The following is a 21,529-nucleotide window of genomic DNA, read 5'->3' on the forward strand; positions in this document are numbered from 1 at the left end:
ATGGCCGAACCGATCAAGGGCATCTGCTCCATGGCCACGAAGGGCCTGCTGCTGGAGCTGGCCGCGGCGTACACGCGCTCGAGCGGCGTGCCGGTTTCCTTCGAGGCGGTGGGCGGTGTGGATGCCGCAAAGCGCGTCTCGGCAGGAGAGCCATTCGACGTGGTGGTTCTCGCCTCTGATGCCATCGACAAGCTGGCGGCTGCCGGCAAGGTGGACGCATCGCGCAAGACCGACGTGGTGCGTTCCGGCGTTGCCGTGGCCGTTGCCGCCAATGCAGCACGGATCGACATCTCCACCGAAGAAGCGGTGCGGCGCGCCGTGCTGGATGCGACCAGCGTTGCGTACTCGACAGGTCCCAGCGGAGTTGCGCTGACCGCGCTGTTCGAGCGCTGGGGCATCGCCGACATCATCAAGGGCCGATTGGTACAGGCACCGTCCGGTGTGCCGGTTGGCTCGTTGATCGCACGGGGAGAAGCCGCGCTGGGCTTTCAGCAACTGAGCGAGCTGATCGGTGTCGATGGCATCGTGCTGCTGGGGCCGTTGCCTCCGGCGATCCAGATCACCACGGTGTTCAGCGCGGCGCCGGGCTCGTACGCTTCGCAACCAGATCCCGCAAGCGGGCTGCTCGCGTACCTGGCCTCGGATGACAGCGCAGAAGCCAAGCGCCGGCACGGCATGGAGCCTGCCTAACGGGCCGCCGACTTGCGAGAGCCATTGCCCTTGCCCGCAATGACAAGCCCCGCGCTCTCGACAAAGCCGTGAATCAACCTCAGCCGCGGCGACGCCCGCTGCCACAGGACGCCGAAGCGCCGCGTCTCCGAAGGCAGCGGTAGCGGAATCTTCGCGATGCGCTGCCCATCGAGCAGCGGCGAAGCGATGTCGGGCACGACCGACACGCCGAGGCCGCGGTCGACCATCATCGCGATTGCCAGCAATGAGCTGAGCTCGAAGCGCTCCTGCGGCACGATGCCCGCCGAACGAAGGTAGCGGTCGGCCTGCTTGCCGCCGCCGAGGTTGCGGTCGTAGCGGATGAGCGGTGAGGTCCGCAGCAGCTCGTGGGGATCGCGCCGCGCAAGGCGGCTCGGCGCGAGCAGCACCAGCGGTTCTTCGCGCAGCAGGGCCCAGTCGAATGTCTTCGCGAGCGCGAACGGTGGATACAGGCACACGGCCGCATCGAGTTCGCCCTGCTGCATGGCCTTGTAGAGCGCGGCGGTGTTGCCCGACTGCAGATACACCTTGACGCCCGGATGCGTCTTCACGAAGCGCGCGAGGATGTCCGGCAGCAGGCTGTGGATGGCCGTGTTGATGGTGCCGATGACCAGCTCGCCGCCGGCTGCCTCGCTGCCCACCAGCGCCTTGATGTCGCTCACCTCGCGCAGCAGCGTGCGGGCCCGCTGCACCAGCCGGTGTCCCGCCTCGGTCGGCTGCACCGTGCGGCCGGCGCGCGCGAGCAGCGGCGCGTTGAGCTCCCGCTCCAGCGCGCGGATCTGCTGCGCCACCGCGCCGGGCGTCAGGTCGAGCCGGCGTGCGGCCTCCGACATCGAGCCCGACTCCACCACCAGAAGAAAGCTTTGCAGGTAGGCCGTTTCCATGAAGATAGATTTTCTGCGATCTGATCGCAGGGAGCAGCTGTTTTTCTCTTCTCATGAACTGCGGACACTGCATGCATGAGAAGCAAACTCTTCGTTCCCGGCACCCGTCCTGAACTGTTCGCCAAGGCACTGGCCAGTGCGGCGGACGCCATCTGCCTCGACCTGGAAGACGCGGTGTCCGAGCCGCGCAAGGACGAGGCGCGCGAGACCGTGCGCCAGCTGCTGCTTGCCAGCGGCGATGCGACCTCCTCGCAAAAGACACTGATCGTTCGCGTCAACGCCATGGACACGCCGCACTTCGAGCGCGACGTGGCGGCGGTGGCGCAGGCCGGCGTGCACCTGATCAACCTGCCGAAGCCGCAAAGCCCGGCGCACGTGCGCACGGCGGTAGAAGCCATCGAGCGCGCCGAACGCTCTAACGGCGTGCAGGCGCCCATTGGCCTACTGCTGAACATCGAGACACCCACTGCCTTACGCACGGCAGCGGAACTCGCGCTGGCGCATCCGCGGGTGGCGGGGCTGCAGCTGGGGCTGGGCGACCTGTTCGAGCCGCTGGGCATCGCCCGGCGCGAACCTTCCGCGATTCGCCAGGCCATGTTCGCGATGCGCATCGCAGCCGGCGAAGCGGGCGTGTATGCCTACGACGGCGCATTCGCGAACATCCGCGATGCCGAGGGCTACCGCGCCGAAGCCATGCTGGCGCGCGACCTCGGCTTTCTGGGCAAGACCTGCATCCACCCGAGCCAGATCGCCATTGCCAACGAGGTGTTCCGCCCCACGGATGAAGAGATTGCGCACGCCTGCAAGGTGGTCGAGGCGGCCCGTGAGGCCGATGCCCAAGGCATTGGCGCCTATGTGGTGGACGGAAAAATGATCGACATCCCCTTTGTGATTCGCGCACGCGCCATCGTCGAGAGTGCGCGCAGCCTGGGGCTACTGCCTGGCTGAACTGAGCTTCCCATTAATAAAAACGGAGACAAGACAATGCATTTCCCATCCTTCCTTCGCCCGCGCGTGCTCGCTGTTGTTGCAGCGGCAGCGCTCACCAGCGCGGCATTCGCCCAAGGCGCCTACCCCAGCAAGGCCATCACGATCGTGGTGCCCTACCCGGCCGGCGGCTCCAACGACACCTTCGCGCGACAGGTCGCCAAGGAACTGGGCGACCAGCTCAAGCAGCCCGTGATCATCGACAACCGCCCCGGCGCGAGCGGCAACACCGGCACGGCACAGGTGGCGCGCGCCACCCCCGACGGCTACACGCTGGTGGCGGTGTCGTCCAGCATGACGACCAATGCGGCCGTGCAATCGAAGATGCCCTTCGATCCGGTCAAGGGCCTCGCGCCCGTGGCCATGTTCGCCAAGGGCCCGTTCATCGTCGCGGTCAACAACGAGTTTCCCGCGAAGACACCGGCCGAGCTGATCGCCGCCATCAAAGCCAAGCCCGGCCAGTACAACTACGCCTCGTCCGGCTCGGGCAGCGTGAACCAGTTCGGCACCGAGCTGCTCAAGGCCAAGGTGGGCGACCTGCAGATCGCGCACATCCCCTACAAGGGCATGGGTCCGGCCGTGACCGACCTGATCGGCAACCAGACGCAGCTGCTGATTTCAAGCGGCCCGTCGCTGCTGCCGATGGTGCGTGCCGGCAAGCTGCGCGCGGTGGGCATCACGAGCCTGAAGTCCAGCCCCGTCGCACCCGATCTCACACCGATGGCCACTGCAGTGCCCGGCTACGAATTCGAACTCTGGTGGGGCCTGCTGGCACCGGCAGGCACGCCGCCCGACGTGGTCGCAAAGCTCAACGGGGCCGTCAACCAGATCCTGACCAGGCCCGAGATCACGGCCAACTTCCTGCGCGAAGGCGCCATCGCCACGCCGCTGACGTCGGCGCAGTTCGGCACCGTGATCGCCGACGACGTGGAGCGCTGGAAGAAGCTGGCCAAGCAACAGAACATCACAGCCGACTGAGGAAAGAAAGAGACCCCATGAGCACTACCGCCCCCGACAACGCTGGCGACGACAAGCACCTGCCCGCGCGCCAGGGCCCCGCCGGGCCGTTGAGCGGCCTGCGCGTGCTCGACCTGAGCGCCTACATCGCGGGCCCGTACGGTTGCTCGCTGCTGGCCGATCAGGGCGCGGAAGTCATCAAGATCGAGCCGCCCACCGGCGACAACCTGCGCAAGTACCCATCGACGCTGGAAGCCGAGAGCCGAGCGTTCATCGGCGTCAACCGCAGCAAGCTGGGCGTGGTGCTCGACCTCAAGAACCCGCAAGACCTTGCCGCGCTGATGGCACTGGCGCGCACTGCCGACGTGCTGGTGCACAACTTTCGCCCCAGCGTGCCGCCACGGCTGGGCATTGCGTACGACCAGTTGAAGGCGGTGAACCCGCGCCTGATCTACTGCGCCGTCACCGGCTATGGCGAGACCGGCCCGCTGCGCGAGAAGGCCGGCTACGACCAGGTGCTGCAGACCATGACCGGCATGTGCGCGCTGCAGGGCAAGCGCGGAGAGCCGCCCGAGATCATTTACGGCTCGGTGGTCGACTACTACGCGGCCGCGCTGGTGGCTGCCGGCGTGGCATCGGCGCTGTACGAGCGGGAGAAAAGCGGCGAAGGCCAGTTTGTCGGCGTGTCGCTGCTGCGCTCCGCGCTCACGATGCAGTCGGCCCGCATGGTGTGGGCCGAGGGCGAGCCGAAAGACGTGGGGCGCGACATGCGCTCGGGCGGCATCACCGGCCTCCACCCCACGCGCGAGGGGCACATCTATATCTCGGCCAACACGCCGCATTTCTGGCAGGCGCTGTGCACCAAGGTCGGCCTGCCGGAACTGGCTGCCGACGAGCGCTACGACTCGGTGCGCAAGCGCGCGCAGCATGCCGCCGAGATCGTTCCGAAGCTGCGCGCCGCACTGGCCGCGCGCACCGCACTCGAATGGGAAGAACTCTTCGGCGAGGAAGTGCCCTGCTCCGCCGCCCGCACTGTGGAAGACATGTTCGACAACGAGCAGGTGCTGGCCGAGGACATGGTGGCGAACTTCGCGCACCCCACGCTCGGCTCGTACCGCGGTTTCACCCGGCCTGTGCGATTCGGCCGCACGCCGGGGCCCGAGCCCTTTGCCGCGCCGACGCTGGGACAGCACACCGGGGTCGTGCTGGCCGCGCAGCGCGTGGACGAATAGGCCATGCGCACCGACCTCGCGGTGCCCCACAGCAGCGGCACTCGCAAGCCCGTCAGCGCGACACCCGAAGGCGCATGCGACGCGCACATGCATGTGTACGACCGACGCTTCGCGCTGCACGGGCCGCCCGACGCCATGCTTGACCACGCCACGGCCGACGACTATCGCCTGCTGCAGCAACGCATCGGCACGCAGCGCACGGTGGTCGTGCAGCCGCGCGCCCATGGCACGGACAACAGCGTGACGCTGGCGGCCATCCAGGCGCTCGGAGCAGAGCGCACACGCGGCGTAGCGGTGGTGCGCCCCGAGGTGAGCGATGCCGAACTCGAACGCCTGCACGCGGGTGGCATCCGCGGCATCCGGTTCACGCTGTACACGCCGGCGAATGCGGCGACGGACTTCGCCATGGTCGAGCCGCTGGCGCAGCGCGTGCATGCGCTCGGCTGGCATGTGCAGTTGCACTGGAATGCAGACCAGATCGTCGAGCACGCGGCGCTGCTCGCGCGCCTGCCCTGCACGATCGTCTTCGACCATCTCGCCCGGCTGCCGCTGCCCGATGCGCTGGCGCACCCCGCATACGACGTCGTGCGCCGGCTGCTCGACAACGGCCGCACGTGGATCAAGCTGTCGGGCGCCTACCTGGATTCGCGTGTCGGTGCGCAAGGCGGCTATGCCGACACGACGGGCGTCGCACAAGCCTGGGTACGGCACGCACCCGACCGCGTGGTGTGGGGCAGCGACTGGCCTCACCCGACCGAGCGCGCCGCCAAGCCCGACGACGCACAGCTGTTCGACCTGCTGGGCCAATGGGTTCCCGATGAGGCCGCGCGCCGCCGCGTGCTGGTGGACAACCCGGCGCGGCTCTACGACTTTTCCTGAACTACAAACAAACTCCGAGACATTGGCATGAAGCAACCACAGAAGCGCCTTCTGAAATCCGTCGTAGCGCTGGCCGCCTGCGCCGCTCCCCTGCTGGGCTGGGCCGCCTGGCCCGACAAGCCGATCCGCATGGTGGTGCCATACGCCGCGGGCGGCGGCGCCGACAACACCGCGCGCATCGTGGCGCAGCAGATGAGCACAGCACTGGGCCAACAGATCGTCATCGACAACAAGCCGGGCGCGGGTGGCGTGATCGGCGCCGACAACGTGGCCAAGGCGGCCGGCGACGGCTACACCGTGCTCTACGACGCATCGGCGTTCTCGGTGAACCCGTCGCTGCGCAAGCTGCCCTTCGACGCGGCGAAAGATTTCATTCCGGTGTCGCTGGTGGCCACCGCGCCGCAGATCCTCGTCGTGCCGACCAGTGCGCCCTACAAGACCGTGGCGGAGTTCATCGACTTCGCGCGCAAGAACCCGGGCAAGCTGAGCTTTGCGTCGGCAGGTGGCGGCACCGGCTCGCACCTGGCGGGCGAAGCCCTGAACGAGCAAGCGAAGATCAACCTGATGCACGTGCCTTACAAAGGCGGCGCGCCCGCGCTGACCGACGTGATGGGCGAGCAGGTGTCGGCCTACTTCGGCAACGTGGCCTCGACGCTGGGCTACGTCAAGGGCGGCAAGCTGCGCGCGCTGGGCGTGAGCTCCATCAAGCGCGTGCCGGGGCTGCCAGACACACCGACGCTCGCCGAGTCGGGCCTGCCGGGCTACAACGTGGTCGAGTGGAACGGCGTGTTCCTGCCCAAGGGCACGCCGGCCGACATCGTGGAGAAACTCGGCAAGGCAGTGCAGGCTGCAGTCAACGACCCGACGGTGCGGCAGAAGCTGCTGCAGCTCGGCCTGGAGCCGGCCGGCACCACACCAGAGGCATTCGCGAAGTTCGTGCAGGACGAGACGGCAAGAGTGAACGCGCTGGTGAACGCACGCAACATCAGGGTCGATTGATCCTGCACTCGACGGGGTGTGAGTGAAACGTAGTGTGTGGGTTTCTCCCCGCTGATACAGAGGCATACGCGTTTCACGCCACGGCAGGGTAGCCCAACGAAGAATCGGTTCCGTTCACAGACGAACGCCCGTCATTCTTCCGAAGGAACCACAATGCGCTTTCGCTCTTCCGCCCTCTTCTTCGCCGTTGCCATCGCGGCCTCTGCGGTGGCCCTCACACTGACCTTTGCCACACCATCGCCGCTCGGCGGCGACATTCCTGCCGGCGAGGCCGTGCCCGCGCCAGAATTCCAGAACATCGACACCTGGCTCAACTCCCAGCCGCTGAAGCTCAGTGAGCTGCGCGGCAAGGTCGTGCTGGTCGATTTCTGGACCTACACCTGCATCAACTGCCTCAACCACCTGCCTTACGTGAAGGACTGGAACGAGAAGTACAAGGACAAGGGCCTGGTCATCGTCGGCGTGCACACGCCGGAGTTCGCGTACGAGAAATCGACGAAGAACGTGAAGGACGCGATCCAGCGGCTGCAGATCAAGCACGCGGTGGCACAGGACAACAGCTACGGCACCTGGAAGGCCTTCAGGAACCAGTACTGGCCCGCCGTATACCTGATCGACAAGCAGGGAAAGATCGTCTATTCGCACTTTGGCGAAGGCAGCTACGGCACCACGGAGAAGAGGATCCAGGCGCTGCTGGCTGAGCCTGCGCCGGTGGGGTCCTGAGAGCTTTGTTCAGGGTGCGATCACGCCGACGGGGGACATTCGCGGAGGAGAGCACCCGGTGTCATTCGCACGCACCCCGAACAAGAGCCCCAACAACACAACGCACGACGAAGCAACAGAAATGAAGAAGCTCTGGTTCGCCCTCCTTTTCCTTGCAGGCGGTATCACCCACGAGATACGCAACCCGGTGAGCTGCCAGTGCATCACAGCACGATTCAGTCCAACGCCTCGACAGTCGAAGAAAAAACGTAGCCCTCGCTGCGCACCGTCTTGATGAAGCGTGGCTCGCGCGCATCGTCTCGCAGACGCTGGCGCAGCCGGCTCACGAGCAGATCGATCGAGCGCTCGAAAAGTTCGGCCTCGCGCCCCTGCGTAAGACTCAGCAGCTGATCGCGGCTCAGCACCTTCTGCGGATGGTCGAGAAACACGCGCAGCAGCCGGTACTCCGCACCGCTGAGAGCCACCATCACCCCGCTGTCGTCGATCAGATGGCGCGCCGTGGTGTCGACCTGCCACTCGCCAAACGCCAGCTTCGAGGCCGACTCGGTCGAGCGCATGTTCGGCGGCAGCATGCGCGTGCGGCGCAACACCGAGCGCATGCGCGCCAGCAGCTCGCGGGCTGAGAACGGCTTGGCCAGATAGTCGTCGGCGCCCATCTCCAGGCCGAGGATGCGATCGGCCTCCTCGCTGCGCGCAGTGAGCATGAGGATGGGCGTGGCCTTGTACTTGCCCGTGCGCAGGTCACGGCACAGCGTGAGCCCGTCTTCGCCCGGCAGCATCAGGTCGAGGATGATGAGATCGAACGGCCCCGACTCCTCCAGCGCTGCGCGCATGTGCCGCCCCGTGGGCACCGCGACCACGCGCAGGCCGTTCTTGACCAGGTACGTGGTGAGCAGTTCGCGGATTTCCCGGTCGTCGTCGACGATGAGGATGTGGTCGGAAGTCTTCGAGGTCGTCATGCAGGTGGCCGGTTCGTCGGAAGCCGCAATGTAGCCCGGCTGCGGGCCGGGACAAGCGGGTTTGTATTCCTGTGTATCCAGCGCCCCGGACGGCCACACTACGTTGCCGACACGAGCTTCCACACCGCATCGGCAAACACCTGCGGTGTCTCCTGCGGCACGTTGTGGCCTGCGTTCACGACCAGGTGCGTGCGCGGCCCGGTGAACTTGGCAGCGTAGGCCTTGCCGTCGGTGGCCGGCACGACACCGTCGGAGTCGCCGTCCATCGTGATCGTAGGCACCTTGATCGTCGGGAATGCGGCCAGGCGCTTCTCGTATTCCTCGTACTGTGCGAAGCCGTCTGCAAGACCCAGGCGCCAGCGGTAGTTGTGGATGACGATCTGCACGTAGTCAGGGTTGTCGAACGACGCGGCGGTGCGCTCGAAAGTGGCATCGTCATATGCCCACTTCGGCGAATTCGTGGTCCACAGGATGCGCGCGATGTCGCGCCGGTTCGCTTCCAGGCCAAGCCGGCCGCGCTCGGTGGCGAAGTAGTACTGGTACCACCAGCCCAGCTCGACCTTCGCGGGCAATGGCAGCTTGTTGCCGGGGCGGTTGGTCATGATGTAGCCGTTGACCGAGAGCAGCCCGATGCAGCGCTCGGGCCAGAGCGCCGCAATGATGCAGCCGGTGCGCGCGCCCCAGTCGTAGCCGACGATGACGGCGCGGTCGATCTTCAGGGCATCGAGCAGCGCGATCTGGTCGAGCGCCACTGCCGCCTGTTGCGCGGAGCGCGGGTTGGCGCTGTCGAGAAAGCGCGTGGTGCCGTGGCCGCGCAGATGCGGCACGATCACGCGGCAGCCACGGGCCGCGAGCAACGGCGCGACTTCGGCGTAACTGTGGATGTCGTAGGGGTAGCCGTGCATCAGCAGCACCGGAATGCCATCGGCGGGGCCGGCCTCGTAGTAGCCGACATCGAGCTCGCCGGCCTTGATCTGGCGGATGGGCTCCAGCTTGCGCGGTCTGGCGGCGGGCACGGCATCTGCCGCGTGGGCGGTGCTGCTCATGAATGCCAGCTCGACGGCAGCGAGGCTGGCGGCGGCGCCACCCAGCAGGAAGCGGCGTTGGCGGTTGACGGGTTCTTCGGACATGGGACGTTCCTTCGTTTGTGTTGGCGACGGAACGATTGAATGCGCCGGATGTATGCGGCATGTGTCATGCCAGGGGTGTTCTTGTATGGCCGTGTGTACGGGCCGCGCCGGATACACGGCCATACAAAGCCGAAGCTGCGACGGCATCTGAGCCCCGGCAGGTAATGTTGTATGTCCCGTTCGCAGCCCAACACACTGCAATACAAAGAAGTGATCTGCGGCGCGAGCCCGGGTCTATAAACCAGCCCATGCCTACATCCGCAAGCCTCCCCGCGCCCCTCGCCCCGGCCAACCCCGCAGGCCTGCGCCGACTGCTGCCGCGCTCGCTGTTCTCGCGCGTGACGCTGATCATCGTCATCGGGCTGGCCATTGCGCAGCTGCTGACCTTCACGGCGATCCGCTACGAACGCGGCATCGCGATGCGAGAGCTGATGATGATCGGCATCGAGCGCGACATCGCGAGCTCGGTCGCCATCCTCGACCGGCTGCCGGCCGCCGAGCGAGAAAGCTGGCTCGCACGGCTGGAGCGGCGCAACTACCGCTTCGTGCTGGGCGGCAGCGCGCAGGGCACGCCGCCCGACACGCCGATGTCGCAGCAGTTCGCCGCCGCCATCACCGATGCGATGCGCCCGTTCGAGATCGTCAAGGTCGGCCAGGTGGGCAGCCCACCGCAAAGCTTGCAGATCCAGGTGCGGCTGTCGGACGGGTCTTCCGTGATCGTGCATGCGCGGCGCGTGGACATGCCGGTGTCGAGCTGGGTGATGTGGCTGTTGTGGATACAGCTGCTGGTGCTGGCCGTGTGCGCCTGGTATGCGGTGCGGCTGGTCACGCGACCGCTGGCGCAACTGGCCGATGCGGCCGACGAACTGGGGCCAGACCTGAAGGGACAGCAGTTGCCCGAAGAAGGCCCGACCGAGGTGAAGCACGCGGCGCGCGCATTCAACGCAATGCAGAAGCGCATCGCGGGCTACATGGCCGAGCGCGTGGAGATCCTTGCGGCCATCTCGCACGACCTGCAGACGCCCATCACCCGCATGCGGCTGCGCACCGACCTGATGGACAGCGACCACGACCGCGACAAGTTCCGCCAGGACCTGGATGCGATGCACGCCCTGGTGCGCGAAGGCGTGACCTACGCGCGCACGCTGCACGGCGCCACCGAGCCGCCCTGCCGCATCGACGCCGACGCGCTGTTCGAGAGCATGGTGGCCGACTACGAAGATTCAGGCGAGCAGGTGCTGCTCGAAGGCCGCACGGGCGAGCCCATCGTGACGCGGCCGAATGCGCTGCGGCGAATCTTGACGAACCTGATCGACAACGCGCTGAAGTTCGGCACCGACGTGCGCCTGCAGGTGCACGCCGAGGCCGACCGCCTGGTGCTGGCCGTGATCGACAACGGACCAGGCATTCCGCCCGACCAGCTGGAGAACGTGCTCAAGCCCTTCTACCGCGTGGAAGGCTCGCGCAATCGCAACACCGGCGGCACCGGACTGGGCCTGGCCATCGCTCACCAGTTGGCGATGGCAATGGGCGCGGAGTTGGTGCTACGCAACCGGACCGAAGGCGGGCTCGAAGCCCGGCTGACCATGAGCACGCGCGCCGCACGGGCGAACTGAGCCGCGCTCATCCCTCTATTGACCAGACCCCGACCATGCTCCTCCTCATCGTTGCCTACCTGGGTGGTGTGCTCACCATCCTGAGCCCGTGCATCCTGCCCGTGCTCCCGTTCGTCTTCGCGCGCGCCGACCGGCCGTTTCGCTCGCATGGGCTGCCCATGCTGCTCGGCATGGCGCTGGCGTTCTCGGCCATCGCCACGCTGGCAGCCGTGGGCGGCGGCTGGGTCGTGGCGCTCAACGAGTACGGGCGCAGCGCGGCGATTGCGCTACTGGCGGTGTTCGGCGTGACGCTGCTGTTTCCATCGGTGGCCGACCGCCTGAGCCGACCGCTGGTGGCGCTTGGCTTGCGGTTGTCTGGGCCTGCCTCTGGGAAGGCGTCAGTGTTCTCGCCGCTGCTGCTGGGGGTCGGCACGGGGCTGCTGTGGGCGCCGTGCGCAGGGCCGATCCTCGGGCTGATCCTGACGGGCGCTGCGCTCAATGGAGCGAGCATCGGCACGTCCTTGCTGCTGCTGGCCTATGCGGCCGGTGCGTGCACCTCGCTGGCGGCTGCGCTGCTCTTTGGCGGTCGGCTGTTCTCGGCGATGAAGGGGTCGCTGCGCACCGGCGAATGGATGCGGCGCGTGGCTGGCGTGGCCGTTCTCGTAGGTGTCGGCGCCATTGCGCTGGGGCTGGACACCGGACTGCTCAGCCGCCTTTCGGTAGGCACCACTTCGGCATTGGAGAAGGCGCTGGTGGAGAAGATCGATATGCCCATGCCCACGCCGCTGCCCTTGCAGCAATCGGAGCCCAAGAAGCCCGCATTGGCGCTAGCCGACGAAGGTAGTCTTCCTTCGCTGGCCGGCGCCACCGAATGGATCAACTCCGCACCGCTGACGCCCGAGAGCCTGCGCGGCAAGGTGGTGCTGGTCGACTTCTGGACCTACTCGTGCATCAACTGCCTGCGCACCCTGCCCTACGTTCGCGCATGGGCAGAGAAGTACAAGGATGCCGGGCTGGTGGTAGTCGGCGTGCATGCGCCGGAGTTCGCGTTCGAGAAGCAGCCTGCCAACGTGCGCCGCGCAACGAAGGACCTGGGCATCGGCTTCCCGGTGGCCGTCGACAGCAACTACGCGATCTGGCGCTCTTTCGGCAACCAGCACTGGCCGGCGTTCTATGTCGTCGATGCGCAGGGGCGCATCAGGCATCACCAGTTCGGCGAGGGGCAGTACGCGAAGTCGGAGCAGGTCATCCAGCAGTTGCTGGCGGAAGCCGGGCGGCCCGTCGTGCCGGCCGACACGGTCTCTCCGGAAGGCCAGGGTACGCAGGCTGCGCCGGCTGTGTCGCCGGCCCTGTCGGGCGAAACCTACCTGGGCTACGAGCGCGCGCAGAGCTTCGCCTCGCCTGGCGGCATCGCGAAGGATCGTGCACGGGTCTATCCCGCGGCTTCGTCACTGCGCGCCAACCAATGGGCTCTGAGCGGCGAATGGACGGTGGAGAGCGAACGCGCGGTGCTGGCGCGGGCCAATGGGCGCGTCGCCTATCGCTTCCATGCACGCGACCTGCATCTGGTGCTCGGCCCGTCGGCCGATGGCAAGCCCGTGCGCTTCAAAGTGCTGATCGACGGCAAGCCGCCACTGGCGGACCACGGCACCGATACCGATGCGCAAGGCAACGGCACCATCGACGGACAGCGGCTGTATCAACTGGTGCGCCAGACGGTGAACGAAAAAGACCGCCTGTTCGAAATCGAATTTCTTGACGCGGGCGCGCAGGCCTACGTCTTCACCTTCGGGTGATCGCCCTTGGCGCTGCTCATAGGTGCTGAGCTACAAGCACCACGGCCCCAGCGATAGAAATGGCGCCGCCGACGAACTTCCTGAATGCCTTCATGGCGTTGTTCTCCTTCAGTGAAGCCCTATGGTGCCGCGCGATGGTGTGCTCGTGGGTTGGGAATCCTCATGTGTGGGATAGAAAAGCCCAACCTGCAAGAGCAGCATCTACGACTTGGCACCCGGCAAGGAGAGCCGCTCTCTCGCGAACTGGCTGGCCCGGAGCCGCACACGCTGCAATGCAGCCTCCAGCGTGGGCTGCTGCATGAATACGAACACTCCCCGCCTGAGCCCACGAAGGCTCAGCTCGGCAACGCCCGCATAGCGGCCGCTGGTGGTCTGCTTGATATCGATGCGGCTCGACCAGCCATCGGGCAGATCGACGAGGAGTTGTAGTTGTTGTTGCTGGACATTCATGTTGAGGCTGAGGATAGGCCTCGAACCCGCTGCGCCCCAAGGAACTAGTTCCTTTGCATTAGCAATACTTCAAGATTGCCATCAGGGGATATCCGGCGCACCCCTCATCCTCAATGTCTCCCAGATTGGTCGCGATCATCGGTTTGCCCGCCTCCCTCCGGCGGGCTCCTCCCTCCGACCCCATGCGCAAGAACGGGGTCCTTCAGCTCGCCTTTGTGCGAGCTTTTTTTTGGCTGCACCGCCATCTCCAGACGTGTTGCCACCGGTTGGCTGTTGCAGCCGACGTCATATAGTCGCGCGCACAACTATGAGGAGAACTAGATGACGTGGTTGAGCAGGATTCGAAAGTCCATTGAGAACAGCCGTTCATGGCACGCCGTTGGAATACTGGTTTGGTTGGGAGTAGTCGCGCTTGTGGCCTTCTATGCTTGGCTGACTTCGTGGTATTGGCACAAGGTCTTCGACCAAAATCCAGATCTAAAGCCCAGCACAAATCCGGCCGTGTTTACGGCAGACAAACTTGGCCAATACGGAGACTTTGTGGGTGGGCTGATGAATCCGCTACTCGCCCTTGTCTCGCTGGTGGGCTTCCTCTTCACCTTGGCGATGGCATTCGCCCAGTTGAACGAAAGTCGAAAGGCAACTGACATGGCCAGGGAGCAGTCGGAACGGGCGAGCAGACTTACCGCCCTCGACAGCATGCTTCGGTCTGCAGAAGAACGAATTCTCTTCTACAACAATCTCAAGTGGACCGACAGCTTTACCTACAAGAAGGAGGTCGACTGGTGGACCAGTAGGCGGGACGAGCTGCGCGAAGAGATTGAAGTGATTTACGTTGCACTGCACAAGCGAGTGGCGCCAGACGTTCCTCTGAGGCCAACAATTCAAGAAACTGACAATGCGCGACAAAAGAAGTGGGCGCTTGATTGAGACCTAGGTCATGACGCTCAGCCTGAAGGCGGCCATAGACCGTGCGAGGGAGCTTCGCGGGAAGAAGCGCCAGCGGCCACACCAGCTCACCCAGCGATCACCTGTTCATCACGCGGAACGGCACGCATTTGTCAAAACCAGGGCTTGTTTGTCAGCGGCAAAGAAAAACGGGCTACGCCTTGTGAGCGTAACCCGTCGTTCTATCTACTGATTTTGGTCGGTGTGAAAGGATTCGAACCTTCTACCCCTTGCACCCCATGCATTTAAATATGCACAGCGCTGCACCGCCCTGAACAAATAAATCCTTTTAAATTCAACCACTTACACAATCTCTCATCCAACCTTGCGCATCCAGGCCTGCTAAAATGCACTGATATTTAGGGCATATTTAGGGCACGACTAGGGCATGGCGAAACTTACTGTTCGGGCGATCGAGGCTGCCAAGCCACGAGAAAAGCCGTACAAGCTCACGGTAGACACCGGGCTACATATCCGCGTCGCAGCCAACGGAGAAAAGCGGTGGCTCGTCAAATACGTGGTTGACGGCAGGCAGCGAGAAGCCCGCCTCCCCAAGCCTTATGGGAGCAGCGGCGAAGGGTTTATGGGAGTGGCTGACGCCGCCGCTGAGAACGCAAGAATTCAATCGCTAGCCCGGTCCGGCATTGACTTTCAGCAACAGGCGGCGGAAGCCCTGGCCAAGGAACGCCAAGCAGCAGAGCAGCTGCGTGCCACCCTGCTCCCATTTTCCGAGATGTTCGACGCATGGCTGTCGACCGGCGTGCTGCGTAAAGACGGTAATGCAGAACTGCGCAGGTCCTTCCAAAAAGACGTCCTCCCCGCTATCGGCAACAAGCCGATCAAGGAGTTGACGGAACACGATCTTCGTAAAGTTCTCACCTCCATCGTGGAACGCGGCCGCAACCGCATGGCGGTGCGCGTTTATCGCGACCTCGTTCAACTGTTCGCATGGGGCGAGAAACGCAAGCCTTGGCGAGAATTGCTCATAGAGCAGAACCCCGCCGAGTTACTCGAGATCGAAAAAATCGTCGCTCCCGAGTACGACATCAACGATGAGCGCGAACGCGTGCTGTCGCCGGATGAACTACGGGAGCTTCAGAATGTCTTCCACCACATGCGAGAAGCGCGGCAAAACGCCAAGGACAAGCGCGCCGTTTCCCATGGCCTGAAGCGCGAAAGTCAAATTGCAATCTGGATTTGCTTGTCCACCCTTTGCCGCATCGGCGAGTTGCTGATGGCCGAGTGGGAGCACGTGGACACGGAAACTGGCGTCTGGCGCATCCCGAAGAAAAACACCAAGCAAACTAATGCCAGGCAGCAGGACCACATCGTCTACCTAAGCGCCTTTGCTCTGCGGCAGTTTCAGGCGCTCAAGGCACTTCAGAGCGACAAGATCGGTCCCTGGTGTTTCCCCGCGCGCAACGCCAAGAAAATCAACAACGCCGAGAACACACACGTGTGTTTGAAAAGCGTGTCGAAGCAGATTGGTGACCGACAGACCATGTTCAAGGAACGCAAGGCGCTTAAGAACCGAACCAACGACAACACGCTAGTGCTTGCCAATGGCACCAATGGGGAATGGACGCCGCATGACATGCGCCGCACGGGTGCCACGATGATGCAGCGGGCAGGCATTGGCTTGGACATCATCGACCGGTGCCAGAACCATGTGCTCGGTGGCAGCAAGGTGCGGCGGGCATATTTGCACCATGACTACGCGCCTGAGAAGCGAGCGGCATGGGATCTGCTGAGTCAGAAGATCGAAGAAGCACTGAGCATGCAAGGGTAGATTGAAATGCCGCCAGCGAGGCCTAATCATTCCGGGATGGTCCTAAAGTAGATCAACTGCACCCGAGGGCTCGGACCTAGCACACGCCTGCGCTTGCACGATGGCGCATGCGCCGATAGGCACTCTGTGTCGATCCGAGTGCCCTGAGCTGCAGTTGCCAGCAGCACCAATCAACGGCGGCCTCAGATGCGTTTCGCGCGCTCGGCATGAGCGACTCGGCAGTGACCCGATATTGCGGCATAGAACCGGGAATTGGACGCAGCCGACTTAGCAGCCCCGCATTGACCGAAGTTGTCTACGCAGGTATATTCATACCTGATTCGAGGCCTTACCTCTACTTTCAGATCAGGGCACGACCGCAATGGTCAGCTCGGGAGCCAGTTAAGCGACTAGCGTGACTGGCTTCTTACTTTTACGCGCTACTCCTTTTTCCGGCTGGCACTCCAGTCGTCGAACCCCATACGCCAGACGCCGCCGTCACGACGGGGCGAAGCTTTAGGCTGCCTTCTTTGCGCAGGCCGAAGGCTTAACTCTGCGCCGGATCGCGATGAAATGCGCCACCGCTTTACGTATCCGGCTGACTAGCGCGCTTTCCCAAAAGCGATTTGTTAAGAAGTTTTATGAGGATTCCCATGGACCCTCCGCAGCAGTTCGTTCGTCTTAAAAAGTTTATTGAGTTGATGGGTTGGTCACGCTCGACCTACTACAACCGCGTGCGCGCAGGTCTTATCCCCAAAGCCCAAAGCAATGGGCCCGGGACCAAGGGCTATTACGCTGCTGTAGTTACCGAAATTCAACGGTCGCTTGGCAGCTAGATCGGCGAGGCATTTGCCGCCACGCTGGGCATTCGACGGCCTCCCTTGGGCCGGTCAGTCGTGATTCTCGAATAGTGGATCTTGGCAAGCCGGCTCACCCTACGTTCTTCACCCACGGCAGCCGTCAAAGGTCTGCCGTTGGGCGGAGCTTTTCCGCTGCTCTGCCTATGCCAGCGAAGTTGTACATAGGCCCAGCAATCCGGCTACCGCGGTCGTAACGAGCATTCGCGAGGACCGGCCTACTTTTAATAGCCCCTTCGAGCCGGCGGCCATCACTCCACCTGCCGCTGCGCTCGATCCATTCGAGATAACGAATGCCTCCCAAGAAGACCCCAGAGACGGCTAAGCCTGTCAAACGTAGTGCGTCCGACGCCTACCAGAACACGATGTGGGAACAACACATCGCATCACCCCGCCCCGCTGGCCTCCAGATAGTCGCCACCTTGACGGACAACCTGATCCAGGACACCTCCGGCGTCCTCCTCCGGATGCTCAGTCGCCTCAAATCGCTTCCGTACTTGCCGCAGTCAGCCGACATGTCCATTGGAGCTGTTGTCGGCGGCTCGCCAGCGAAGTTCATGATCGAAAGCCGCCTCATGGAGATGTACCTGCCAAAGCAGAAAGACGAGAGCAAGAAGAAGCGCAAGCAACCCGTTTTGCTGCACCCGTGTCTGGATGAAGCCGCGACCTGGCTGAGCGGTCCAACGCGCCTAGATCTCGATCGCTTGATCACTGACCCCGCCTCCCCGGAAGTCTTGCTTCTTCAGATTCCATCGCCTGGGCTGATCGTTTCTATGGCCAATGACCTGGCCTCCCTCCGGGAGGCCGCACTTGTCCACAAGAAGCACATCGTGGTGGTCGCACAAGTCGCCAGCTGCGAAGACCTCGTCATCCTCGGCGCTGCGGCCGATGAGACTGTTCTGTGCAAGGAATGCGAGCCCGATCCTGAGTTCAGCGTCGCCATTTCGATGGAGTACTTGACTTGCGAGAACTTCTTCGCTGACGGATGCGGCAAGGTGATGGTGCAAGTAGCGCGCGGTCGCGAGCGCTTCAAACTGGACTTCCAGCCCTTCGCGGCGAGCGCGGTCAAAGATCGCGTGATCTGGTACCTCGCCGCTGAAGAAAAGCCTCGCGCCCTGATCGCCAACGCCGTCGGGCTCAGCATCGAGCAGGTCGATGCCCGACTTGCGGCAATGCGCCCCCTGCGCCACTCGCACCTCCCGAGCAACTGGCATTCTCGTTACGCCGGCGCGTACGAGAGGTCCGCCAACATGGAAACCCCGTCCAACAACAAGTAGGTCAACCTTCACTTATCGCGGCCGCCCTGCGCGGCCGCTACTTTCATGCTCAATTTCTTTCTCAAGCGCTTCTTCGATGCGTTCGACCGCATCGACATTTGGATTGACCTGCACCCCGGCCAAGAATGGGTCGACAGCCTGCCCGAGAAGGTCACCATCGATCCGGTCAACGTCCCCTACAACCCGCGCTGGAAATACGTTCTTCGCGTGCTTCAGCCCGACGCGAGCACCCTGCGCTTCCTTCAACGCATGCTGGGCATTCGCATTGCAGCTCAGGTCGCGTACGTCGAGATTGCCCGGGACTATCCGGTCCGTTGGAAGGTTGATGCGCAGCGCCTCGAGCGTTACTTTCTTCGCACGATCACGATGCGATACGGACCGGCGCAGGTGACCAAGCACAAGAACACGCACTACTTCGGAAAGCCCCACGCTCCCCGTCGCCTCGTCACCTACTCCGATCGCAAGTCCAAGCTGGCCACCGCCGCGCAAGGCCATCGCTGCTTGCACACCGAGATCCGCTTGCAAGAGACGCAACTGATTGAGCGGATAGGTCTCGGCACCGTCGAAGCACTGATCGACTTCAAATTCAGCAAGTTCTGGGCAACGCAGGTCCGCTATCACGCGTTTGGCAACCGGGCCGCGATGGGGACCGCGCTGAGTCGATCCGCTTGCCGAGGTACTGGGGATGGTGCGCTTCAGGCTCGTATTCGCCGGGCGCTCACGAGCCCGAAGTACACAGCAGGCGACGCGTTCGTCCTCCAGATCCTGTGCCGGAAGCGCCCCTCGGTGACCAAGGCTCTGCTGCCGATGACTGCGAAGGCATGGCTGCGCGAAGCGGCCCGCGTCATCGCGGCGCCCCCTCGCGAGTGGCCCTGAGGATCTGCACCTGGTATAGGTACCGGATCTTCATCCAGCCCCCGGCCCTCAACCGATCAAAACATCGTGTTGGGGGCCCTTTTTCATGCGATTCAGAGCACTTTTCGCACCTCCACCCTCGGCCAAAACACCTCACTTTCTCGGCCGAAACACTACATCGAGTGCCCCATCCATCCTGCTCAATCAGAAGGATGGCGAAGGCCAAAGAGGCGGCAGATGCCAAGAGCTGCCGCCCTTCACTTCATCGATCAGCGTTTTCAAGGAGTTCCTTCATCGTGCCCATCAAGACCACAAGGGCCATGCGCCGCGTCATCCGTAGCACGGACAGATTCACCGAAGTCACAGCCGTCCCCGGTGGTGGCAAGACCACCACCGCCGTAGCTCGCGTTAAGCATCTTCTCAACCAGGATCCCGCTGCCCGAATTCAGATCCTTTCGGCCACCAACGCCACGGTCGTGAATTTCAGGCAACGCCTCCAGGCCGCCGACGTCAACATCAGCGCCGGCAGGGTCGAACAAGACGGCAGGACCAGCAAGGACGCCACCGTCAACGTGTCTACTATCCATGCTCTCTTCTACGGCCTGATTCGTCGTCACCACCGTCGTCTTGGCTATCGTGCAGTTCCCGCGGTTGTCGATCCCTCCCGTTTGACCAAGATCCTCGAACGGATCGATGGCAGCTCTCACGCTGGGAAGACGGGTGCGAGTTTCTGCGCAGCTAAGCAGGGATCCGCAAGGAGGTCCGCTGTTCGCTCCAAGACCTCGACCGCCAAATTGACCCGCGATCAGGCCTACGAAGATCACAAGCGTTCGTCCGGCGCGATTGACTACGACGACATGCTTCGGCTGGGTCTCTGTCTGATGGCCCAACTATCTGGCGAAGAACTAGGGATCGATCACCTGATCGTCGACGAATGGCAAGACTGCACGCCCACCCAGGCCAAACTGATTGCAGGGTTGGCCCAACGAGTGCAGACCACGGCCGTGCTGGGCGATCGCCTGCAGATGATCTACGGGTTCGCGGGCGGCCGGTACACCTCGCTTCGTCGAGCGCTGGTCGAGGCTGGCGTCGTGCTGGTTGACGATGAGTCGAAGAAACACGTGCTGCGCCGGTCCCATCGGCTGACAGCCGAGATCGCAGATCTTGCTCAAGCCGTGGCTGCGCCTTTAGATCCACCCGCCATCAAGACCGACAAGACGGGCACAGCTCCGGCGTTGATCCAGGCGTCGGATACACGCACCCTGGCCAGCACCGTGGCGAAGCGCGTAAGCAAACTGCTGCGACGGGGCGTGCCGCCCTCCGAAATCGCGCTGTTGGGTCGCACGCGAGCCGTTCTCCACCCCTTGGCACAGGAACTCGCCGCCCGCAACGTAGCGACGTTGCTCGCCGGATCCGACGGCCACTACCAGGCCGTCCTAGATGTGCTGTGGCTAGTCGACAAGTTCGAGGACCTGCGTGACTATGGGATCGGCCTTGACGCCAGCACCGGCGGTCGCCGTGCCCGCATGACGGCCGAATTGGAGGCCGAGATGCGCGATAGGCTGGGCCTAGACGATTCAGCCTGGCTGATCGATCTATCCGGCGCCACGGAGGACTACGGTGCCGACCCGAATGTCAAGACCACGCGGATGGTTCTTCCGAAGCTCGAGAAGTGGGACCAGTTTGTTAACGAGTTCCTCAACATCACCGGCGGAAAAAACACGGAGGGCGCATACAGAGCTTGCGTCCGTGCGTACTTGAGGCTTCACGGCGGTGTCAACGCCAACAAGGTGCTACGCAACGCATTGAATCGATGGGAGCCTCTGTCCCGACGCTTCGCGTGCGCCGCAGAGATGAGCGTCCATATCCAAGAGATCGCCGGCACCGGCGCGATTACCTGCTCCACCATCCATGCCGCGAAGGGCATGGAGTGGGACTACGTCTTTGTGATTGGCGTCACAGAGGGTGTGCTACCCGATCGCCGCTCGACGACGGTTGAAAAGTTGGACGAGGAGCGCCGCGTCCTCTACGTAGCTATCACCCGCGCACGCAAGCGGATTTGGCTGGGCCACTCGCCAATCAAGGTAAGTGGCGTCCGCCGCGAATACTCAAAGCTGAGCCGTTTTCTCGTCGAGCCGGGGGTGCAGGCCGCCTTGCAATGTGCAGTTTGAGCTGAAGCAGCGGATGCTGGGAAGAGCCCTGCTCGACGAACGCCTACTCGAACCGATTCGGGTGGTCGAAGCTGTTGAGCAGCACGCTCACCGTCAGGACGATTCACCAAGCCAAGGGGATGGAATGGGACTATATCTTCGTGATCGGAGTGACGGGCGGCGTACCCCCCGACACCCAGAGTCAAAAGAGCAACTGGACGAGGAACGCCGGCTACCGAATATAGCCGTCACGCGCACCAACAGTGCCTATGTCTGCACCACGCCCCGATGTGGAGCCGACACGCGCGCCAGACGTTCACCAAGGAATCGCGCTTCATGACCAGCAAGGCCGTGAAAGCCTCACTAAAGAAGTGA

General features: G+C 63.6%; 19 protein-coding genes. 15 read left to right on the forward strand and 4 right to left on the reverse strand.

The window, feature by feature from the left end; genetic code table 11:
• On the forward strand, nt 1-690 hold the full coding sequence (locus tag NWF24_RS19785; RefSeq protein WP_258350003.1) for a substrate-binding domain-containing protein: 690 nt from the start codon (nt 1-3) through the stop codon (nt 688-690).
• On the opposite strand, the gene NWF24_RS19790 is transcribed toward NWF24_RS19785, so the two are convergent.
• Complete coding sequence (locus NWF24_RS19790) at nt 687-1,592, reverse strand: LysR family transcriptional regulator (RefSeq protein WP_258350004.1); 906 nt, start codon at nt 1,590-1,592, stop codon at nt 687-689. The two genes, NWF24_RS19785 and NWF24_RS19790, sit on opposite strands and share 4 nt — an antisense overlap.
• A gap of 75 nt (nt 1,593-1,667) precedes the next feature.
• Between NWF24_RS19790 and NWF24_RS19795 the strand changes: the two genes are divergently transcribed.
• From NWF24_RS19795 to NWF24_RS19820, 6 genes are all read left to right on the forward strand, one after another.
• Nucleotides 1,668-2,540: an HpcH/HpaI aldolase/citrate lyase family protein gene (locus NWF24_RS19795; protein WP_258350005.1), complete on the forward strand. Its 873-nt coding sequence runs from the start codon at nt 1,668-1,670 to the stop codon at nt 2,538-2,540.
• Nucleotides 2,541-2,576: 36 nt separating this feature from the next.
• Nucleotides 2,577-3,557 carry a tripartite tricarboxylate transporter substrate binding protein gene (locus NWF24_RS19800; RefSeq protein ID WP_258350006.1) on the forward strand — a complete coding sequence of 327 codons (981 nt, stop codon included), beginning with the start codon at nt 2,577-2,579 and terminating at the stop codon, nt 3,555-3,557.
• A 17-nt stretch (nt 3,558-3,574) separates the two neighbouring features.
• The gene (locus tag NWF24_RS19805) at nt 3,575-4,768 is read left to right on the forward strand and encodes a CoA transferase (protein ID WP_258350007.1); all 1,194 of its coding nucleotides are present in this window, start codon (nt 3,575-3,577) and stop codon (nt 4,766-4,768) included.
• Between the two features lie 3 nt (nt 4,769-4,771).
• Entirely contained in the window at nt 4,772-5,647 is an 876-nt protein-coding gene (locus tag NWF24_RS19810) for an amidohydrolase family protein (RefSeq protein WP_258350008.1), read from the forward strand.
• A 27-nt stretch (nt 5,648-5,674) separates the two neighbouring features.
• Complete coding sequence (locus NWF24_RS19815; RefSeq protein WP_258350009.1) at nt 5,675-6,646, forward strand: tripartite tricarboxylate transporter substrate binding protein; 972 nt, start codon at nt 5,675-5,677, stop codon at nt 6,644-6,646.
• Between the two features lie 153 nt (nt 6,647-6,799).
• Complete coding sequence (locus tag NWF24_RS19820) at nt 6,800-7,369, forward strand: thioredoxin family protein (protein WP_258350010.1); 570 nt, start codon at nt 6,800-6,802, stop codon at nt 7,367-7,369.
• 215 nt (nt 7,370-7,584) lie between these two features.
• Here NWF24_RS19820 and NWF24_RS19825 read toward each other — a convergent pair whose 3' ends face one another.
• Together NWF24_RS19825 and NWF24_RS19830 are read right to left on the reverse strand one after the other, a co-directional pair.
• Entirely contained in the window at nt 7,585-8,328 is a 744-nt protein-coding gene (locus tag NWF24_RS19825; RefSeq protein WP_258350011.1) for a response regulator, read from the reverse strand.
• Between the two features lie 98 nt (nt 8,329-8,426).
• On the reverse strand, nt 8,427-9,458 hold the full coding sequence (locus NWF24_RS19830; RefSeq protein WP_258350012.1) for an alpha/beta fold hydrolase: 1,032 nt from the start codon (nt 9,456-9,458) through the stop codon (nt 8,427-8,429).
• A 248-nt stretch (nt 9,459-9,706) separates the two neighbouring features.
• Between NWF24_RS19830 and NWF24_RS19835 the strand changes: the two genes are divergently transcribed.
• Nucleotides 9,707-11,074, forward strand: coding sequence for an ATP-binding protein (locus tag NWF24_RS19835; RefSeq protein ID WP_258350013.1), 1,368 nt, complete (start codon nt 9,707-9,709; stop codon nt 11,072-11,074).
• A gap of 35 nt (nt 11,075-11,109) precedes the next feature.
• Nucleotides 11,110-12,849, forward strand: coding sequence for a cytochrome c biogenesis protein DipZ (locus tag NWF24_RS19840; RefSeq protein ID WP_258350014.1), 1,740 nt, complete (start codon nt 11,110-11,112; stop codon nt 12,847-12,849).
• A 201-nt stretch (nt 12,850-13,050) separates the two neighbouring features.
• Here NWF24_RS19840 and NWF24_RS19845 read toward each other — a convergent pair whose 3' ends face one another.
• A complete protein-coding gene (locus NWF24_RS19845; RefSeq protein ID WP_258350015.1) occupies nt 13,051-13,299 on the reverse strand; it encodes a hypothetical protein in 249 nt (82 codons plus the stop codon).
• A 321-nt stretch (nt 13,300-13,620) separates the two neighbouring features.
• On the opposite strand from NWF24_RS19845, the gene NWF24_RS19850 reads away from it, so the two are divergent.
• The 6 genes from NWF24_RS19850 (at nt 13,621) to NWF24_RS34275 (ending at nt 21,399) form a co-directional block, all read left to right on the forward strand.
• Entirely contained in the window at nt 13,621-14,229 is a 609-nt protein-coding gene (locus NWF24_RS19850) for a hypothetical protein (protein WP_258350016.1), read from the forward strand.
• A gap of 406 nt (nt 14,230-14,635) precedes the next feature.
• Nucleotides 14,636-16,036, forward strand: a complete 1,401-nt coding sequence (locus NWF24_RS19855) for a tyrosine-type recombinase/integrase (RefSeq protein ID WP_258350017.1) — start codon at nt 14,636-14,638, stop codon at nt 16,034-16,036.
• A 1,258-nt stretch (nt 16,037-17,294) separates the two neighbouring features.
• On the forward strand, nt 17,295-18,149 hold the full coding sequence (locus NWF24_RS19860; RefSeq protein WP_258350018.1) for a hypothetical protein: 855 nt from the start codon (nt 17,295-17,297) through the stop codon (nt 18,147-18,149).
• A 45-nt stretch (nt 18,150-18,194) separates the two neighbouring features.
• Complete coding sequence (locus tag NWF24_RS19865; protein WP_258350019.1) at nt 18,195-19,025, forward strand: hypothetical protein; 831 nt, start codon at nt 18,195-18,197, stop codon at nt 19,023-19,025.
• A gap of 275 nt (nt 19,026-19,300) precedes the next feature.
• The gene (locus NWF24_RS19870) at nt 19,301-21,175 is read left to right on the forward strand and encodes a 3'-5' exonuclease (protein WP_258350020.1); all 1,875 of its coding nucleotides are present in this window, start codon (nt 19,301-19,303) and stop codon (nt 21,173-21,175) included.
• A gap of 74 nt (nt 21,176-21,249) precedes the next feature.
• Entirely contained in the window at nt 21,250-21,399 is a 150-nt protein-coding gene (locus tag NWF24_RS34275) for a 3'-5' exonuclease (protein WP_375338396.1), read from the forward strand.
• The last annotated feature ends 130 nt before the right edge of the window (nt 21,400-21,529 follow it).

It is taken from the genome of Variovorax paradoxus, from assembly GCF_024734665.1.
Lineage (GTDB): Bacteria > Pseudomonadota > Gammaproteobacteria > Burkholderiales > Burkholderiaceae_C > Variovorax.

What these genes read in the sequence shown, in the direction of transcription:
- NWF24_RS19785 (WP_258350003.1), top strand. Translation starts at nt 1, where the DNA reads ATGGCCGAACCGATCAAGGGCATCTGCTCCATGGCCACGAAGGGCCTG.
- NWF24_RS19790 (WP_258350004.1), bottom strand. Translation starts at nt 1,592, where the DNA reads ATGGAAACGGCCTACCTGCAAAGCTTTCTTCTGGTGGTGGAGTCGGGC.
- NWF24_RS19795 (WP_258350005.1), top strand. Translation starts at nt 1,668, where the DNA reads ATGAGAAGCAAACTCTTCGTTCCCGGCACCCGTCCTGAACTGTTCGCC.
- NWF24_RS19800 (WP_258350006.1), top strand. Translation starts at nt 2,577, where the DNA reads ATGCATTTCCCATCCTTCCTTCGCCCGCGCGTGCTCGCTGTTGTTGCA.
- NWF24_RS19805 (WP_258350007.1), top strand. Translation starts at nt 3,575, where the DNA reads ATGAGCACTACCGCCCCCGACAACGCTGGCGACGACAAGCACCTGCCC.
- NWF24_RS19810 (WP_258350008.1), top strand. Translation starts at nt 4,772, where the DNA reads ATGCGCACCGACCTCGCGGTGCCCCACAGCAGCGGCACTCGCAAGCCC.
- NWF24_RS19815 (WP_258350009.1), top strand. Translation starts at nt 5,675, where the DNA reads ATGAAGCAACCACAGAAGCGCCTTCTGAAATCCGTCGTAGCGCTGGCC.
- NWF24_RS19820 (WP_258350010.1), top strand. Translation starts at nt 6,800, where the DNA reads ATGCGCTTTCGCTCTTCCGCCCTCTTCTTCGCCGTTGCCATCGCGGCC.
- NWF24_RS19825 (WP_258350011.1), bottom strand. Translation starts at nt 8,328, where the DNA reads ATGACGACCTCGAAGACTTCCGACCACATCCTCATCGTCGACGACGAC.
- NWF24_RS19830 (WP_258350012.1), bottom strand. Translation starts at nt 9,458, where the DNA reads ATGTCCGAAGAACCCGTCAACCGCCAACGCCGCTTCCTGCTGGGTGGC.
- NWF24_RS19835 (WP_258350013.1), top strand. Translation starts at nt 9,707, where the DNA reads ATGCCTACATCCGCAAGCCTCCCCGCGCCCCTCGCCCCGGCCAACCCC.
- NWF24_RS19840 (WP_258350014.1), top strand. Translation starts at nt 11,110, where the DNA reads ATGCTCCTCCTCATCGTTGCCTACCTGGGTGGTGTGCTCACCATCCTG.
- NWF24_RS19845 (WP_258350015.1), bottom strand. Translation starts at nt 13,299, where the DNA reads ATGAATGTCCAGCAACAACAACTACAACTCCTCGTCGATCTGCCCGAT.
- NWF24_RS19850 (WP_258350016.1), top strand. Translation starts at nt 13,621, where the DNA reads ATGACGTGGTTGAGCAGGATTCGAAAGTCCATTGAGAACAGCCGTTCA.
- NWF24_RS19855 (WP_258350017.1), top strand. Translation starts at nt 14,636, where the DNA reads ATGGCGAAACTTACTGTTCGGGCGATCGAGGCTGCCAAGCCACGAGAA.
- NWF24_RS19865 (WP_258350019.1), top strand. Translation starts at nt 18,195, where the DNA reads ATGCTCAATTTCTTTCTCAAGCGCTTCTTCGATGCGTTCGACCGCATC.